This is a genomic window from Mucilaginibacter sp. (genome assembly GCF_041660805.1).
Lineage (GTDB): Bacteria > Bacteroidota > Bacteroidia > Sphingobacteriales > Sphingobacteriaceae > Mucilaginibacter.
Genome location: NZ_JBAZVP010000001.1, coordinates 375308 through 392129 on the forward strand (window position 1 = coordinate 375308; position 16822 = coordinate 392129).

The following is a 16822-nucleotide window of genomic DNA, read 5'->3' on the forward strand; positions in this document are numbered from 1 at the left end:
AAAACCCTCCCGAAATTCGGGAGGGTTTTTTTGTTATAAATGCTTTTTTTAATTAATTATATACAAATTCCCCGTAAGGTGAGGTAACTGTTACCTGTTTAGTTTCGGCAGCTTCTACACGGCCAATTATCTGCGCTTCAACACCAAAACTTTGCGATATGCTGATCAGATCGGCGGCTATCTCCTGCGGTACATACAGTTCCATACGGTGCCCCATATTAAATACTTTGTACATTTCCTGCCATGATGTGTTTGATTCTTCCTGTATCAGTTTAAATAAAGGCGGAATTGGGAACAGGTTATCTTTTATGATATGCAGGTTATCAATAAAGTGCAGCACCTTGGTTTGCGCACCGCCACTGCAATGTACCATGCCATGTATTTGACTGCGGTAACTGTCCAGCATAGTTTTAATGATAGGGGCGTAGGTACGTGTTGCAGATAGTACCAGCTTGCCCGCAGTAACAGTTTCGCCATTGCCAATGTCAATAGCGTCCGTCAGGTTTTTACTGCCCGAGAATACCAGGTCATGAGGCACAGCAGGGTCGTAGCTTTCTTTATATTTATTGGCGATGGATTTGTTGAAAACATCATGACGGGCAGATGTTAGGCCGTTTGAGCCCATGCCGCCATTATATTCTTTTTCATAATTAGCCTGCCCGTATGATGCCAGGCCTACAATTACATCGCCTGGTTTAATTCTGTCGTTTGATATTACATCTTCCCGCCTCATGCGGCAGGTAACGGTAGAGTCGACTATAATGGTGCGTACCAGGTCGCCAACGTCGGCGGTTTCGCCACCGGTTGAATAAATACCTATTCCGGCATCCCTCAGTTCAGCCAGGATCTCTTCAGTACCGTTTATAATAGCCGCGATAACTTCGCCGGGAATAAGGTTTTTATTTCTGCCAATGGTTGATGATAGCAGGATGTTATCTGTAGCACCCACACAAAGCAGGTCATCAAGATTCATAATGATCGCATCCTGAGCAATACCGCGCCATACAGAGATGTCGCCGGTTTCTTTCCAGTAGGTATATGCCAGTGACGACTTTGTACCTGCGCCATCGGCATGCATAATATTGCAATACTCCGGGTCGTTGGTTAATATATCAGGAACTATTTTGCAGAATGCTTTAGGGAAAATACCCTTATCAATATTTTTAATGGCGTTATGTACATCATCTTTTGATGCAGATACGCCCCGTTGATCATATCTTTGCGAAGAAATCATGGGCAAATATACTGCTTAATAAATTTTTGAGCAGTAAAATTATTACTTTGCTATTCCTACACACATCTATGTTAAAATCTCTTAGTTATAAAATAGCCCGCTGGCGTTTAAAAATAAACAGCCAGCGTAATTTTTTGATATATTGTAGTGTATTCGTTGGCTTTTTTGGCGGTCTGGCAGCTGTGGCCCTTAAGTTTTTGGTGCATTTTATGGAGGATGTTAGCCGGAACATATCATCACATCTTCCGTTCCATATTATATATGTTTTTTTACCTGCATTAGGTATCTTTTTAACTGTTGCCTGGCAACACCTTATAAACCGCGACCGCATACAAAAAGGGATAGGCAATATTCTGGTTAATATAAAAAAGAACCGTTCCAATATCCGTAGTAATAACATTTACTCACATTTAGTAACCAGTTCATTAACGATAGGTTTTGGTGGTTCGGCCGGCTTGGAGGCACCAATTGTTTGCACAGGTGCGGCTATCGGCTCTGGCGTGGGTAAGATCTTTAATTTGAGCCCATATGAAAAAACAGTATTACTGGCGGCAGGTGCATCAGCAGGTATTGCGGCAGTATTTAACAGCCCTATTGCAGGGGTACTATTTTCATTAGAGATTTTGATTGGTGAGATCACCATCCCAACGTTTATTCCGTTACTGATAGCTTCGGCTACGGGCGTAGTGGTATCTAAAATATTATATTCCGGGCAATTGTTCCATTTAGTAACCGAGGGTTGGGTTGTAAGCGCCCTTCCGTTTTATTTAGTATTAGGCGTATTAAGCGGCTATATTGCTGTATATATAGCAAAAGTTGCCGGTAGCCTGGAAAAAGGCATCCTGATAAAGCAAAACCGTTACGTTAGGGCATTAGGAGGTGGTTTAATGTTGGGTTTGATCATTATGATATTCCCCGCGTTGTTTGGTGAGGGTTACCATTACCTGCAGGAAATATTGAATGGTAACCTGGAAGCGTTAAAAGATGAATCTTTGTTTAACGGCTGGCTGGCCAATCCATGGATAATGCTGCTGTTTATTGGCGCACTGGTATTAATGAAGATTGTTGCGGCAGGAATAACAATAGGGGCCGGTGGCAACGGAGGGACTTTTGCACCAACAATGTTCACGGGGGCGTTTTTAGGATTGTTTGTTGCTTTTGCTGTAAATCAAACAGGCCTTATCCACTTAAATACGAGCAATTTTATAGCGGTAGGGATGGCAGGCGCTTTGAGCGGGGTATTACATGCGCCATTAACTGCTATATTCTTAATAGCCGAAATTACAGGCGGTTATGTGTTGTTTATTCCCCTGATGCTGGTATCGGCTATATCCTATATGATATCCCGGTTATATAATAAGCATAACATGTACTGGCATGATCTTATCCACGAAAAAAATATCAATCCCGGCCGGGATTATGGAATGCTTAATGCCATTAGCCTGGACAGTATTATTAACCGCGATTACACTGCCATTAATAAGCAAATGCCTGTTACCGATTTTTACAAGACCCTGGCAAGCAGCAGCGCTAATATTTTTGCCGTATTAAATAAAACGGGAGAGCTTGAGGGGGTAATTTGGATGGACGAAATACGAAGGCATTTGTTTACTGCCATTGAAGAAAGAAATACAGTTGCTGATATAATGGTTACACCACCTGCCATGATAGATTATGCTGAACCGGTGAGCAATGTAATGGACCTTTTTGATGGGCTTGATGTTTGGCAATTACCGGTTATAAAAGACGGCCTTTTTGTAGGGTTTGTTTCCAAATCAACCCTGTTAAGTAAATATCGTGAGGTGATCATACAGCAACATAACGAGACGGATCTGTTTGCAAGATAATAAACAAACAATAACTAAAAAGCCCTTACTGGTTATCCAGTAAGGGCTTTTTCTTATTTTATAAATAACAGTTCCCTGAATTTTGGCAATGGCCAAAGCGAGTCATCAACCAATTGCTCCAGCTTATCTACATGGTAGCGTATAGGTTGAAAATAGCTTTTAACTTTTTCATCATATGATATTGCGCGTTCACGCAGGTCTTCTATTACGTTAGCCTTTTTACGTTCGTTGATCATTTGTTCAACGTTAGTTTTTATGAAGTTAATGTGTTCAGCTATTCTGTTAATAATATCCACTTGTGCTTCATAAGTGCTTGCACTTAAACCAATATCTTTCAATCCTTTAACATTCTCAACCAATTTTGATTGATAGGCTATAGCGGCAGGGATAATAATGTTCATTACCAGTTCACCAATAACACGCGCTTCTATCTGTAATTTTTTGTAATAGCTATCCAGCAGTATCTCGTGGCGGGCATGAGTTTCACGTTTTGTGAAAACACCTGTTTCGGCAAATAACTCCTGGGCTTTTTCTGATAAGAAAGCATCCAGCGCTTTTGGAGTGGTTTTTATATTGGGCAACCCGCGTAAGGCAGCTTCTTTTTCCCATTCATCGCTGTAGCCGTTACCTTCAAAACGGATGTTTCTTGATTCCTTGATATACCTTTTAATGATGGTCATCAGGGCTACGTCTTTTTTCTCGCCTTTTTTGATCAGCTTATCTACATCATGTTTGAATTTTCTAAGCTGATCTGCTACTATCAGGTTCAGAATTGTCATTGGGCTGGCAGAGTTTGCTGACGAACCTACCGCACGTAACTCAAACTTATTACCGGTAAAGGCAAAAGGCGATGTGCGGTTACGATCTGTATTGTCTTTTAATATTTGTGGTATTTTGGGGATACCCTGCCATAATGAATTTTCTTCTTTTATTCTTTTGCTTAAGCGCGAAGTATCTATTTCGTCTAACACCTCATTAAGCTGGCTGCCTAAGAATATAGATATAATGGCAGGAGGGGCCTCGTTGGCACCCAAACGGTGATCGTTATTTACTGATGCGATTGATGCTCTCAGCAGGTCGGCGTGTTCATGTACGGCTTTAATAGTATTTACAAAAAACGTAAGGAACATCAGGTTGTTCTTAGGTGTTTTGCCTGGCGAAAGCAGATTTTTACCGGTATTAGTAATTAACGACCAGTTGTTATGCTTGCCAGATCCGTTTATACCCGCATAGGGTTTCTCATGGAGTAATACCTTAAAGTGATGACGCTTTGCCACCCGGTCCATAATATCCATAAGCAACTGGTTATGGTCAATAGCCAGGTTTATTTCTTCATAAATAGGGGCGCATTCAAACTGTGACGGCGCAACCTCATTATGGCGCGTTTTTAATGGGATACCCAATTGTAAGGCTTCGGTCTCCATATCCTGCATAAATGCATAAACACGACTTGGTATCGATCCAAAATAATGATCTTCCAGTTGCTGGTTTTTGGCAGACATATGGCCAAATAACGTGCGGCCGGTTAAAAAAAGATCAGGGCGCGCGTTAAATAATGCAATATCAACCAAAAAATATTCCTGCTCAATACCCAATGAGGCGTTTACTTTTTCAATGCTTTTATCAAAATAATGGCAAACATCTACCGCTGCTTTATCTAAAACGTTTAAAGTTTTTAGTAATGGCACTTTATAATCTAACGCCTCACCTGTATATGATACAAAAACGGTTGGGATACATAATGTACGGCCCATAATAAAGGCGGGTGATGATGGGTCCCAGGCGGTATAGCCACGTGCTTCAAAAGTATTGCGAATGCCACCACTGGGGAAGCTTGATGCATCGGGCTCCTGCTGTGCCAGCGCATCGCCACTAAAACGTTCAATTGCGCCGCCATCTGCAGTGGGCTCAAAAAAAGCATCGTGTTTTTCGGCGGTTGTGCCTGTTAATGGCTGAAACCAATGTGTATAATGCGTTGCACCTTTACCCATTGCCCATGATTTCATAGATGATGCCACCTGTTCGGCCATATCGCGCGGAATGGCCACACCATTGTCTATAGAGTTTACTATGCCGCTGTAAGCTTCGGTTGAAAGATATTCCTTCATCTTTTGCTTATCGAAAACATTTGCACCAAAATAATCTGAAATTTTATTTGATGGGGTTTTTATCTCCGGTATCTCGCGGTTTAACACAGCCCTAAGGGCCTGAAATCTGATGTTCGGCATGTTTTGAAATAAATTGGTGTTCAAAAGTAAGATTATATGATAAAAAGATAAAGGTAAATCACACAAATATTACAACAGTAGCGGTTTGTGAACTTGTCAGTCAATTTAACCCCCATATTCTGTTATTTTAAAAAATTAAATACCTAAGCAACTTAATTAAAATTATCTAATTAGAATATGCCCTGGTTTCCGTGTAATTTATTTAAGTACATTAAATAGATAGATTTTATTGTTATAATGATAATTTTTATAATGTTTTAATATATAATTATTGATAATATAATAAAAAATGCTATTTATTATCATATTAATAGCCAAAGTCTTGTTTAAATCATAATAAATATATAATTTCATAAAAATATTATAATAAAATGTTGTAATTATTTGATAATGTATCTAATAATTGAGTAAAAAATATGAATATTCTTATTTTTTGCTCGCTTTATAAAAAATAGATTTATTAAACATTGTATTATTGACGTTTTTTACCTGAATGATTTAAATTAAATAACAATCAGGTTTTTAAATGAAAGATTAACGCTTGAAATGCTAATAAAAATAATTGTTTGAATGACCCCTTGCAGTTATTAATAAAACAGGTTATTGTTCTTTAAAATCCCTTGTACCATTGGTTTGTGGCAGTTTAATTAAAAACCATTATACAAGTTGCGTTTGCATTTCTAAAATATTTTCATGTCTTACATTTTGCGGGACAATTCTTTTGCTATAACTAAAACACACTAATATCTGAACCACTAAACAATTTAAAATGAAAAAAAAACTTTTACTTTTAATTTCACTTGCAACATTTGCGTATGCTGCGCAGGCACAAGACACTACTAAAGCTGATCCGCCTTTAATGATCTCCGGCTCGGTTGATACCTATTTTAAATACGATTTTGCTAAACATGGTAATATCCCAACCAGCTTTGCATCAGACCAAAATTCCATTTCAATAGGTATGATCGATCTGGCTTTGAAGAAAAAGGTAGGCAAAGCAGCATTTGTTGGTGAGATGTCATTCGGTCCAAGAGGCCAGGCGCAATCAATTCCAAATGATGCAAATGATGGTAACAGTTATCATGTACAAAACCTGTATGTATCATATGATGTAACCGATAAGTTTAACTTAACAGGTGGTTATATGGCAACCTTTATGGGTTATGAGGTAATAGCTCCGGCAGGTAATTTTAACTATTCAACTTCGTACATGTTCACTAATGGCCCGTTCCAGAATGCTGGTTTTAAAGCAACATACCTGTTTAGCGATAAAGCAAGTTTAATGGCCGGTATTTTTAACGACGCCTGGAACGTTTATACATCAGTAAGCCAGGTAAATACTTTTGGTGCGCAATTGATGATTGCCCCTGTAAAAGGATGGACCGCCTACATCAATTTATTAACCGGTAAATTATCGGGTACTGAAATTGACCTGACCACTTCTTACCAAATTACTGATGCCTTTAAATTGGGCTTAAACGCAGCTGATTTCTCAGCCGCTGATGCAGTTGGAACAGGTGGTTTTACAGGTGTCGCTTTATATCCACAGCTTGCTGTAGCAAAAGATGTAACTTTAGGTTTAAGAGGCGAATACTTTAAAACTAAAGATGGTACAGTAACCACTTATGGCCCTGCCCCGGGCAGTTCGGTTACTGCTTTTACATTTACTGCTAATATTAAAAGCGGCCCGTTAACATTTATTCCTGAAGTTAGGTTAGATCGTAACAAAGCTTTATCAGACGGATTTACAAAAAGTGGTGGTATCACCCCTACAAAAAGCGCTTCACAATTTGTATTAGCTGCTGTATATTCTTTCTAATAAGTTTAAAAAACTATTTAAAATTTGATAAGCCATCCGTAATTATTACGGATGGCTTATCTTTATAACATGAAAAAATTACTATTTGGCCTGGTTTGCTTAATGTGTTCGCAAACTGCATCAGCACAAAAGGAATTACTGCAGTTTGATGAGGCTAACAAATATGTTTATTACCAGGTAGTGGATAAGCCGGGGTTAACTGCCGATACCCTTTATCAGCGGGGTTTATACTTCGCTAAAATAGCTAACCCTAAAAATAAGCCGGAAAATGTTGTAGCAAACGCCATTATTACCAAAGGGAAGTTTTTGGTGTATACTGGATCATCCGTAGTTAAAAAAGAAGGGGGAGAGATCTCTTACACATTGTTTATAGAAACCAAAGATCAAAAATACCGCTATAAAATAAGCGACTTTGTTTTTACTCCATATAAAAGAGATCGTTTTGGCAACATGACTGCTATACCGGGCGTAGAGGTGCCGTTAGAAAAGCTTACATCTAAATACTCTCAGAAAGAAGCCGACAACTACCTGGCCCAAACAGGTGCGTTTTGCCAGGCAACCGGTAACAGTTTAAAGCAGCATATGGATAAAGTATCCATTGCCCGTAAGGCGGAGCCCATAAAAAAGGTTGCAACCGATAAATGGTAATTACCTGTTAGTAGCACACTTATCTTATATATTGTAATAAAGCTTATTTGCCAATCAGCATATGGATAAAGTATCCATTGCCCGTAAGGCGGAGCCCATAAAAAAGGTTGCAACCGATAAATGGTAATTACCTGTTAGTAGCACACTTATCTTATATATTGTAATAAAGCTTATTTGCCAATATAAATTTTGTATTTATATGCAAGTACAGCTATATTATTACTAAAAAATAAATTATACAATATTTTATTCTGTTTTGTTGTTATATTAGGGAATTAAATTCTTTCAACATGCTTAACACAAAACTAAATTTGTACAATGCCGAGTGGCTCGACCTTGTATTCGACAAAAGAAACAAAACTTATGGGGCCTATGATCTGCGCCAGCATTATGCCGGTAATATGATCAGGGCGATGGCGATAACCTTTGCTGTAATTGGGGCAGCAGGATTGTACCTTAAGTTAAACGCTGCAAAAGTGGAACTAATTGAACCTACAAGAGGCATTATTGTAGACATTCAGCCCCCGCCGGTAGCAGCTGTTAAAAAGGTTGAACCACAAAAGCCTGAACAAACTCCGGCACAACCGGCATCTGCAATGCATAAATTTCTTGTTCCTAAACCAACAAGTGATCCGGTTACAGAAGAACCACCAAGGAATATTGATCTTACCGGGCAAATAGGCCCTATAGATAGAAAGGGTGAACCCGGCGCCCCTGTTGATATTATAGAAGATGTGCCTGTTGGGCCGCCTGCTGCAGCCCCGGCAGCAAACGGTACCGAGATAGTCGGCACCTTTGGCCTTGAGGTACAGCCCGAGCCGTTTGGTGGGATGGATGCATTCTCCAAATTCTTAGGCCGAACTTTAAGGTACCCGGCTGCGGCGTCTGATGCAAATGTATCTGGTAGGGTAGTGGTAAGCTTTGTTATTGAAAAGGATGGCAGCTTATCAAATATAGTTGTAGAAAAAGGGGCCGGCTACGGTTTCGACCAGGAAGCTGTCCGGGTATTAAAATTAGCTAAAGCATGGAAACCCGGTAAACAAAACGGCCAACCGGTACGGGTAAGGTACATGGTACCTATTAATTTCCAGTTGCCTGAATAAGCCTCCATTGTTCCGTGTTCCGTTCCGCTAAGAGCGGAACAAAAGCAGAATTGTGCATGTACGGGTAAGGGCTTTTACCAATAAAGGAGAAATAGGTAATCATTCCCTGGCGGATAAGGAATAATTTTATCTGTAACAGCAGTGGGTTTTATACCCATTGCTGTTTTTAATAGCACATATCCTTCCGCTTTAACCTTTTGTCTTTCATCTTTTCATCCTTTATCCTCATTAATACCCTTTTTCCTTTCGGCTTTCCCTGCTTTTTTCTAATTTTGCGCATCTTTTCAACATAAACAATAATACATTGGAGCACCAGGAATTAACAACCGTTGAAACCGCCAGAGATCTGGGACTTTTACCCGAAGAATTTGATCGCATAAATGAAATAATGGGCCGCGTACCCAACTTTACCGAGCTGTCTATTTTCGCGGTAATGTGGAGCGAACACTGCTCATACAAAAATTCAATTACCTGGCTTAAAACTTTGCCAAAAGATGGCCCGCGGATGCTGGCCAAGGCCGGTGAAGAAAACGCCGGATTGGTTGATCTGGGTGATGGTATAGGATGTGCCTTTAAGATAGAATCACACAACCACCCGTCGGCGCTTGAACCTTACCAGGGGGCTGCAACAGGTGTGGGCGGTATTAACCGCGATATATTTACTATGGGTGCAAGGCCTATAGCCCAAATGAACTCGCTGCGCTTTGGCGATCTAAGCCTGGATAAAACCAAGTGGCTGGTTAAAGGCGTAGTAAAAGGGATTAGCCATTACGGTAATGCCTTTGGTATCCCAACCGTTGGTGGCGAATTGTTTTTTGACGATTGCTACAACATTAATCCATTGGTAAACGCGTTTTCGGCAGGTATAGTTAAAGCCGGCGAAACCGTTTCAGCTACATCTTATGGTGTAGGTAACCCGGTTTACATAGTAGGCTCTGCAACAGGTAAAGATGGTATCCATGGCGCGGCTTTCGCTTCAAAAGATATAACTGAAGATTCTGTTAACGATTTGCCCGCTGTACAGGTAGGCGATCCATTCCAGGAAAAATTATTACTTGAGGCAACTCTTGAGGTGATAAAAACTGGTGCCGTTATTGGTATGCAGGATATGGGTGCAGCAGGTATTATCTGTTCTAACTCAGAAATGAGCGCTAAAGGTGAGCATGGTATGAAAATTTATCTTGACCGTGTGCCAATGCGCCAGGAAAACATGAAACCTTATGAGATATTGCTTTCCGAATCACAGGAGCGCATGCTTATAGTGGTTGAAAAAGGTAAAGAAGCCTTAGTTGAGGCTGTTTTTGATAAATGGGATTTAAATTGTGCCATTATAGGTGAAGTGACCGATACCCAACGCCTGGAATACTTTATGAACGGCGAAAAAGTAGCAGACGTTCCTGCTGATGACCTGGTATTAGGCGGCGGAGCACCGGTTTACGAACGCGAATACCGTGAGCCTGCTTACTTTGCCGAGAACCAAAAATTTAAAATAGAAGACGTTGCCGAGCCTGCAAATTTAGTAGATGTGGCCGAGCACTTGATATCGCACCCTAATATAGCTTCAAAACGTTGGGTTACCGACCAGTATGATTCAATGGTAGGTGTTGCAACCATGACCACTAACCGCCCAAGCGATGCAGCAGTAGTAGCAGTTAGGGATACCAATAAAGCTATTGTAATAACCTGCGACTGTAACTCACGCTATGTATATGCCGATCCGCAAAAGGGTACGGCTATTGCTGTTGCCGAAGCGGCTCGTAATATTACCTGCGCAGGCGGCGAACCGGTGGCTATAACCAACTGTTTAAACTTTGGTAACCCATACAAGCCCGAAGTTTACTGGCAGTTTGTAGGCGCTATAAAAGGTATGAGCGAAGCTTGTACCAAATTTGAAACCCCGGTAACAGGTGGTAACGTAAGCTTTTACAACCAGTCGTCAGATGAAGGCCCGGTTTTCCCTACGCCAACTATTGGTATGCTTGGGGTGATGGATGATATAAGCAACATCATGACATCAGACTTTAAACAGCCCGGCGATCTTATCTATCTGATAGGTGAATCCATTAACGATATTGCATCTTCACAATATTTAGCATCATATCACAAAATATTGAGCGCACCTGCGCCTTATTTTGATATTGATAAGGAGTATGACATGCACCAGGTGGTTAAAGAACTGATCAAACATAAAGTTGTACAGTCTGCACATGATGTGGCCGATGGTGGTTTATATATTGCTTTGGTTGAATCGGCTATGCCAAACAGCCTGGGCTTTGATATTGAGAGCGATAGCAGTATCCGTAAGGACGCATTTTTGTTTGGGGAGGCACAAGGTAGGGTAGTGGTAAGCGTAGCTCCTGATGATCAGGAACGCTTTATAGAGATGATGGCTACCAGCGAAGTTGAGTTTAGCCTTTTAGGGTCTGTTAATGGAATTGGTAATACCAATATTGACGAAGAACTTTTTGGCAACATCACCGACCTTAAAATGGTGAACGACAATGTACTGCACGTAATTTTAGGCGAATAAATGAATGTTAAAGCTTAACAAGATCCACCATATAGCTATTATATGCTCAAATTACGAGCTGTCAAAGCGGTTTTATGTGGAGATATTAGGTTTTAACATTATCCGGGAGATCTTCCGTGAAGAACGAAATTCGTACAAGCTCGACCTGGAAGTAGGAGGGGAATACCAGATAGAGTTATTCTCTTTTCCAAACCCGGCGCCAAGGCCATCGCGCCCCGAAGCTGCCGGCTTAAGGCACCTGGCTTTTGAAGTAAATGATATTGACGAAGCTGTATTCCACCTTAACGAGCTTGATGTAGTTACCGAAGCCATTAGGGTGGATGAAACCACCGGTAAGCGCTTTACTTTTTTTACAGACCCAGATGGTTTACCGCTGGAATTGTATGAAAAATAGTTAGGGCGATTTAATATAAATGGTCATAAAAAGAAAAGCTTGCTTAGTAATTAAGCAAGCTTTTCTTTTTATTCCGAAGCCTCATATCCGTATTAATTATTGCTTTGGCTGCTATGTGGTGTATGAATGAATTTTTTGTTAGCGCCTTTTAATTTAAACAGTAATGCAAGCATAGAGAAAAATATCAAAGGGATCTTTAACACCGCGCCAAGTAATTTACTGTTAAAGAATTGCGCGGGCACTGCAATTAATATACCAACATAGCACAACGCGGTGGCGGTTAACCACATTTGCCATGATGGGCCTACGCCGGGTGTTAGCAGCGACAGTAGCAGCATAAAGGGCATAAGCCCAAGCATTAATATACGGGGGAGGATGGCGGTTTGATATATTTCATTAAAATAATCAAAATTGCCGTGCTTAAACAGTTCGGTAAAGCCGGTGCTGCCGTATGTTTTTAGTAAATTAAATTGTGCTGATAACCACCTGCGGCGTTGTTTTTTAAATACTTCGGGGTTACTAACCTTTTCATCATATACAAGGGCTGCATCAGAATAGGCCACATGGATTTTTTGGCGGGTAAGCACCAGGCCCATTTCTTTATCAAAGCCGCCAACGGCATCAATTTGGGCCATTGTATCTTTAAATAACCTATACTCAAGGGCCATACCTGAGCCAATGATTGCAGCTGAGAGGTTGAACACCCGCTGTGCCTTACGGAAAATATGGTTATTTATTTCTTCACTAATGGCATCTAAAATGGCAATTGGGGTTTCTGTGTTTTTAGCAACACGATGGCCCTGTATCACCTTATTGCCTGCATGCAGGTAGTTGTTAATATGGTGCAGATAATCTGGCGCGGCAACGTTATCAATATCAAACACTACAGCGGCATCAAAGTCTTCATGCGTATTTTCAATGGCTTTGTGTAGTGCCTTTGATTTGGTGCTGCTTTCAAAAACTACCTCAACTACCTGTAAAGGCATTGCCATTAATTTTTGTATGGTTGATGGTTGCATAGAATCAGCAATAACACAAACGTGAAATTTATCCTTGGGGTAGTTGATAGTTAAGGCCTGTGCTGCCGAGTTTAATACGATCTCGTCTTCTTTATAAGCGCATATATAAATCACAAACTTACTGTATGCCGCTGCCATGGGCGGGGCTTTCACAATAATGAACCGGCCCACAACCGAAAATATGAACAGGTACAGGCTATATATCCCCAGGTAGATAAATACTACACTGAAAATTATAGATAAAATGAGTTTAATAAATTCCATATGCTTGATGCCTGGTTTAAATTATGAATTTTAATTAGCTTGTTCATGTTTTTTTGTCCATGCCCAGTTAATATATTACTATACCTTGCTATAGGGTGTTTCTGTTCTCCTGCCCGGCCTTTTTATGTAACAAGTGGTTTACTACCTCTTTTAACTCCCGGTATCCTAAAGTAAAAATATCTGATATGGTGAAGTTAAGATGTTTTTTAAGCTGCCAGTAACCAAATATAGCACCGGTTAAAAAAGTAAAAAGTGATGCAATAGCTACACCATACAAGTTATGAAACAGATAAATACCTATAAAATCGCCTGTGATATTTACTATCAGCATTAAAATTACCTTGATCATGTTAAGGTGGGGCTTGCCAATAATATCAAGGGTTACACCAAAAAATCTGTCGATAGGAATTAATATCACATAACATATAAATATCCTGAAGATGGTAACAGCGGGTGTATGATCAAACTTATTGCCGAACAGCAAGTGGATAACCAGGCCGCCAATCATAAATGATACGACGGCTATCGGTATTAATAATACAGTTAGCATACCCGCGTATTTTTTCATAATACGGGCCACATCATCATTTTTACCACGGTGCACGGCCGATGATAGTTCTGGCATAGCGGTAGCAACAAAGCTACGTATTGGGATCTGGAAAACCTCCAGCAGGCGCTGTGGTATATAGTAGATACCAACAAACTCCACCGGGAACATTGCCTTTATAATAAAAGTATCTGAACTGCTTAATAATGTTGAGGCCAGCGAGGTGCCTACACTGAACTTGCCAAAGTGGGCAAGCTCTTTCATTGATTTTGTAGTTCTGAACTTGATAGTGCGAACTTTAGACCAACCTGCAAAAATAGCTACCGAGCTGGTAATGATATTATTTGCCAGGTAACATTTAATAACTGTTTCAAAAGTTATTTGATGGAATATGATAAGCGTTAGTATACACAGTAAAAAGCCACCCTGGTTAACAACCTGCAGGATAAGTAGTTTGTTAAACTTTTCTTCGGCTGGTAATAACCATGATGCTATTGCAGATGGTAGTGTACATAAATATATTACACCAAACCATTTGAGTGTAGCAACCACATCGGGGTTACCGCTTTTAAAAAACAGATAAAGTAAAAGATCAACAATTACGAATACAATGGTTATTATAAAGCCTATGTGCCATGCAGAGCCAGCTACATTAGCCGCCTGCCTTTTACTTGCACCGGCATAAAACTTCATTAACGAGGTTTGCATAAAGCCCGTCCGGAAGGTATCTGTAAGTAAAAATGTTTGCAGAAAAAATATGTAGTTACCAAAATCGGCCTTGTGAAGGTTGTGGGCCATAAGGGATAATACAACCATACCAATAAGCGGCATGGATGCATTGCTGAGCAGGGAAATGGTATGTTTATTTACAATCTTTTTTAAAAATGACATACAAAATTCAGCTTAAACCCTTTCCCAGCTGCCGGTTTCAAAATTGTACTTTTTTATCACCTTTGCCGGGTTGCCAACAGCAACACAGTATTCGGGAATATCTTTGGTTACTACACTGCCGGCCCCAATTATGGCATTTTTGCCAATTGTTATACCTGCTGTTATTGAACTATTTGCACCCACCCAAACATTATCATTAATAGTGATTTGTTTGGTTACAACCTTTTGCAGGCGCGGGGGTATGGTTACATCTTCAAAGCCATGGTTTAAGCCCGATATTACAATGTTTTGTGCAAGCATTACATAATTACCCAGGATAACCGGGCCTATAATAACATTGCTTAAGCCTATACCTACATTGTTGCCAACTAAAACAGCTCCAACGCCATTGTTTATTACGGCAAAATCTTCAATGATAGAGTTCTCTCCAAGCCTGAAATCATTAAATGGAAATACATCAAGCCGGGCATAAAATTTTACGAGGGAATTTTTACCGCGTTTATGAACGAATGGGTTTACAAACCATTTCACCCAGCGGCGCGGTTCAGACCTTCGTTTAGACACAATTAACCCGTGAACAAATTTCTTTAAGCCCGGGTTTGATTTTATGGTAGATGCCAGTGACATTGTTGGTAATTATTCAGCGAATTAATTTATTAGCCCCTTATTGGTTTCATTCTCTCTTTGTTCCTTATCAAGTCTTAGAGTTACTATTAACAATGCACTTGCAAGGTAAAATAATATATTGGACGGGTATTGTACAAGTGCCTGCTGCGGAGAATTACCCACATTTAATACAAATATTACCAATACCATAGCCAGGCAATAATTCTTAAGCTCGGGGTTTTTGATAAGGTAATAATTATTAATGCCGGTTTTTAATATTACAAACATTAATGTGCAAAATAAAAGCAAGCCGATCCAGCCCATTTCAACAGCTACGCGCACGTAACCGCTATCAGGCGGGAATTTAGCCAGCATGGAATTTGGGGCAAATTTGCGGCCCCATACACCCACCGAACCTAATCCACCCCCAATTGGGTGCGCTAATATATATGGCTTTATTTTTCTTTGATTTTCAACCCGCACATTGTAAGAGGCATCTTTTGAAGGATTAAATGCCGATTGGAAGCGTTTTATAAGGGGGTTTCCGGTAGGCATAACTACCAGGAAGCCCAATATAAGGCCTGCTATTGTCACAAAGAACAATATTTTTTTATTGAATTTAAGTATAACCAGTAATACCATTGCAGTGGGCAGCAATATATAAGCCGCTCTTGTACCCGAGTATAACATTGTCAATAAAAAGAACGGAACAGCTAACCATAACAATACTTTTTTATTGAATGATATATTACCCATCGCAAAAATTATACACATAACCGCAGCTACCACCATGTTGTACGAGTACGTAACCGGGTCTGAAAATATGCCCACCTTACGTAAGTGGTTTTGTATAAATAGAAGTTTAAGGGTGTCTGGATTAGAATAGTACCATTTGCGCTCAAACGAAAGCAACCCAATATTCTCTTGCTGAAAACCTGATATTGCAGCTATAAGCGCTAATAACAGCCACAACTTCATCAGGAACCTTATATATTCAACAGACCGTATATGATATACAAATACAAAAAACACCAATAACAAAAAGCCAATGGTCCTCACTGTGTATAACCAGGCCAATTTGCTTGGCGATGCAGGGTTTATTACTTCAAACAAATTATAGGCGAGCCAGGCCAGTATTAAATAACTTACAGGGTTTTTGAAGTAATCCCAGTTGTCGTCATATTTTTTCTTTAAAAAGAAACCGAAAATAAGCAGATAGGTGATAGCATCCATTAAAATACCCAACGGTACATTTTCAGGAACCAATTTTGCTGCGTAGTTAATGAAAAAGCTGGCAATTATAAATATGGCTATACCAAAAAGCGGGTAAGCTATTATTCCTAAAACAAATGGTATACCTATAAACAACACCATTAGCGCGCCGGCTGCAATAATACCGCCATTGGCTATAACTGCACCAATAAATATAGCAACGGGCAATAAAAGCAAAATAAGGTTAAAAGTAGAAGGGGTGTTAAAAAATGCCTTTTTACTTAAAAAAACCTTAAGGTTTTGTACCTGGTTGTTTAACATTGTAAGCAATATTATGCAAGGAATATTTTCAAGGCCCAAACAAAAACCCCGGCAAACACAAATAGAACAGCCACCTTGCGTGTTTTTTGCTCAAGCGGGGTTAAATCTTTGTAAAGATCTGTTTGGTCTTCCTTTGGTTCAATTCTCATTTTATAAAGT

At 39.9% G+C, this 16822-nt stretch carries 13 protein-coding genes; 6 read left to right on the forward strand and 7 right to left on the reverse strand.

The genetic code is table 11. From position 1 onward, the window contains the following. Positions 1-52: 52 nt before the first annotated feature. On the reverse strand, positions 53-1234 hold the full coding sequence (locus tag WC743_RS01745; protein WP_373010008.1) for an AIR synthase related protein: 1182 nt from the start codon (positions 1232-1234) through the stop codon (positions 53-55). A gap of 68 nt (positions 1235-1302) precedes the next feature. Here WC743_RS01745 and WC743_RS01750 point away from each other — a divergent pair, with 68 nt between their 5' ends. Continuing rightward, on the forward strand, positions 1303-3081 hold the full coding sequence (locus WC743_RS01750) for a chloride channel protein (RefSeq protein WP_373010009.1): 1779 nt from the start codon (positions 1303-1305) through the stop codon (positions 3079-3081). Positions 3082-3134: 53 nt separating this feature from the next. Here the strand turns inward: WC743_RS01750 and WC743_RS01755 are convergent, their stop codons facing one another. Further along, entirely contained in the window at positions 3135-5309 is a 2175-nt protein-coding gene (locus WC743_RS01755; RefSeq protein ID WP_373010010.1) for a glutamine synthetase III, read from the reverse strand. A gap of 769 nt (positions 5310-6078) precedes the next feature. Here WC743_RS01755 and WC743_RS01760 point away from each other — a divergent pair. The 5 genes from WC743_RS01760 to WC743_RS01780 all read left to right on the forward strand — a co-directional run bounded on the left by WC743_RS01760 (position 6079) and on the right by WC743_RS01780 (position 11803). Then, the gene (locus tag WC743_RS01760) at positions 6079-7128 is read left to right on the forward strand and encodes a porin (protein WP_373010011.1); all 1050 of its coding nucleotides are present in this window, start codon (positions 6079-6081) and stop codon (positions 7126-7128) included. A 69-nt stretch (positions 7129-7197) separates the two neighbouring features. Further along, positions 7198-7776 carry a DUF4468 domain-containing protein gene (locus WC743_RS01765; protein WP_373010013.1) on the forward strand — a complete coding sequence of 193 codons (579 nt, stop codon included), beginning with the start codon at positions 7198-7200 and terminating at the stop codon, positions 7774-7776. A gap of 290 nt (positions 7777-8066) precedes the next feature. Beyond that, a complete protein-coding gene (locus WC743_RS01770) occupies positions 8067-8879 on the forward strand; it encodes a TonB family protein (protein ID WP_373010014.1) in 813 nt (270 codons plus the stop codon). 304 nt (positions 8880-9183) lie between these two features. Then, positions 9184-11409 carry a phosphoribosylformylglycinamidine synthase subunit PurL gene (gene purL, locus WC743_RS01775; protein ID WP_373010015.1) on the forward strand — a complete coding sequence of 742 codons (2226 nt, stop codon included), beginning with the start codon at positions 9184-9186 and terminating at the stop codon, positions 11407-11409. A gap of 4 nt (positions 11410-11413) precedes the next feature. Further along, positions 11414-11803 (forward strand): VOC family protein, encoded by a 390-nt coding sequence (locus WC743_RS01780; protein WP_373010016.1) that lies wholly within the window; start codon positions 11414-11416, stop codon positions 11801-11803. Between the two features lie 92 nt (positions 11804-11895). Here the strand turns inward: WC743_RS01780 and WC743_RS01785 are convergent, their stop codons facing one another. The 5 genes from WC743_RS01785 to WC743_RS01805 form a co-directional block, all read right to left on the reverse strand. Then, positions 11896-13086, reverse strand: coding sequence for a glycosyltransferase family 2 protein (locus tag WC743_RS01785; RefSeq protein ID WP_373010017.1), 1191 nt, complete (start codon positions 13084-13086; stop codon positions 11896-11898). Between the two features lie 88 nt (positions 13087-13174). After that, on the reverse strand, positions 13175-14524 hold the full coding sequence (locus tag WC743_RS01790; protein WP_373010018.1) for a lipopolysaccharide biosynthesis protein: 1350 nt from the start codon (positions 14522-14524) through the stop codon (positions 13175-13177). Between the two features lie 12 nt (positions 14525-14536). After that, on the reverse strand, positions 14537-15151 hold the full coding sequence (locus tag WC743_RS01795; RefSeq protein WP_373010019.1) for a DapH/DapD/GlmU-related protein: 615 nt from the start codon (positions 15149-15151) through the stop codon (positions 14537-14539). A gap of 21 nt (positions 15152-15172) precedes the next feature. Continuing rightward, a complete protein-coding gene (locus WC743_RS01800; protein ID WP_373010020.1) occupies positions 15173-16663 on the reverse strand; it encodes an O-antigen ligase family protein in 1491 nt (496 codons plus the stop codon). A gap of 11 nt (positions 16664-16674) precedes the next feature. Next, positions 16675-16812, reverse strand: a complete 138-nt coding sequence (locus WC743_RS01805; RefSeq protein ID WP_373010021.1) for a hypothetical protein — start codon at positions 16810-16812, stop codon at positions 16675-16677. Positions 16813-16822 lie beyond the last annotated feature (10 nt).

Bases quoted from the DNA above. Each gene is read 5' to 3' on its own strand.
- WC743_RS01745 (WP_373010008.1), bottom strand. From the start codon at position 1,234: ATGATTTCTTCGCAAAGATATGATCAACGGGGCGTATCTGCATCAAAA.
- WC743_RS01750 (WP_373010009.1), top strand. From the start codon at position 1,303: ATGTTAAAATCTCTTAGTTATAAAATAGCCCGCTGGCGTTTAAAAATA.
- WC743_RS01755 (WP_373010010.1), bottom strand. From the start codon at position 5,309: ATGCCGAACATCAGATTTCAGGCCCTTAGGGCTGTGTTAAACCGCGAG.
- WC743_RS01760 (WP_373010011.1), top strand. From the start codon at position 6,079: ATGAAAAAAAAACTTTTACTTTTAATTTCACTTGCAACATTTGCGTAT.
- WC743_RS01765 (WP_373010013.1), top strand. From the start codon at position 7,198: ATGAAAAAATTACTATTTGGCCTGGTTTGCTTAATGTGTTCGCAAACT.
- WC743_RS01770 (WP_373010014.1), top strand. From the start codon at position 8,067: ATGCTTAACACAAAACTAAATTTGTACAATGCCGAGTGGCTCGACCTT.
- WC743_RS01780 (WP_373010016.1), top strand. From the start codon at position 11,414: ATGTTAAAGCTTAACAAGATCCACCATATAGCTATTATATGCTCAAAT.
- WC743_RS01785 (WP_373010017.1), bottom strand. From the start codon at position 13,086: ATGGAATTTATTAAACTCATTTTATCTATAATTTTCAGTGTAGTATTT.
- WC743_RS01790 (WP_373010018.1), bottom strand. From the start codon at position 14,524: ATGTCATTTTTAAAAAAGATTGTAAATAAACATACCATTTCCCTGCTC.
- WC743_RS01795 (WP_373010019.1), bottom strand. From the start codon at position 15,151: ATGTCACTGGCATCTACCATAAAATCAAACCCGGGCTTAAAGAAATTT.
- WC743_RS01800 (WP_373010020.1), bottom strand. From the start codon at position 16,663: ATGTTAAACAACCAGGTACAAAACCTTAAGGTTTTTTTAAGTAAAAAG.
- WC743_RS01805 (WP_373010021.1), bottom strand. From the start codon at position 16,812: ATGAGAATTGAACCAAAGGAAGACCAAACAGATCTTTACAAAGATTTA.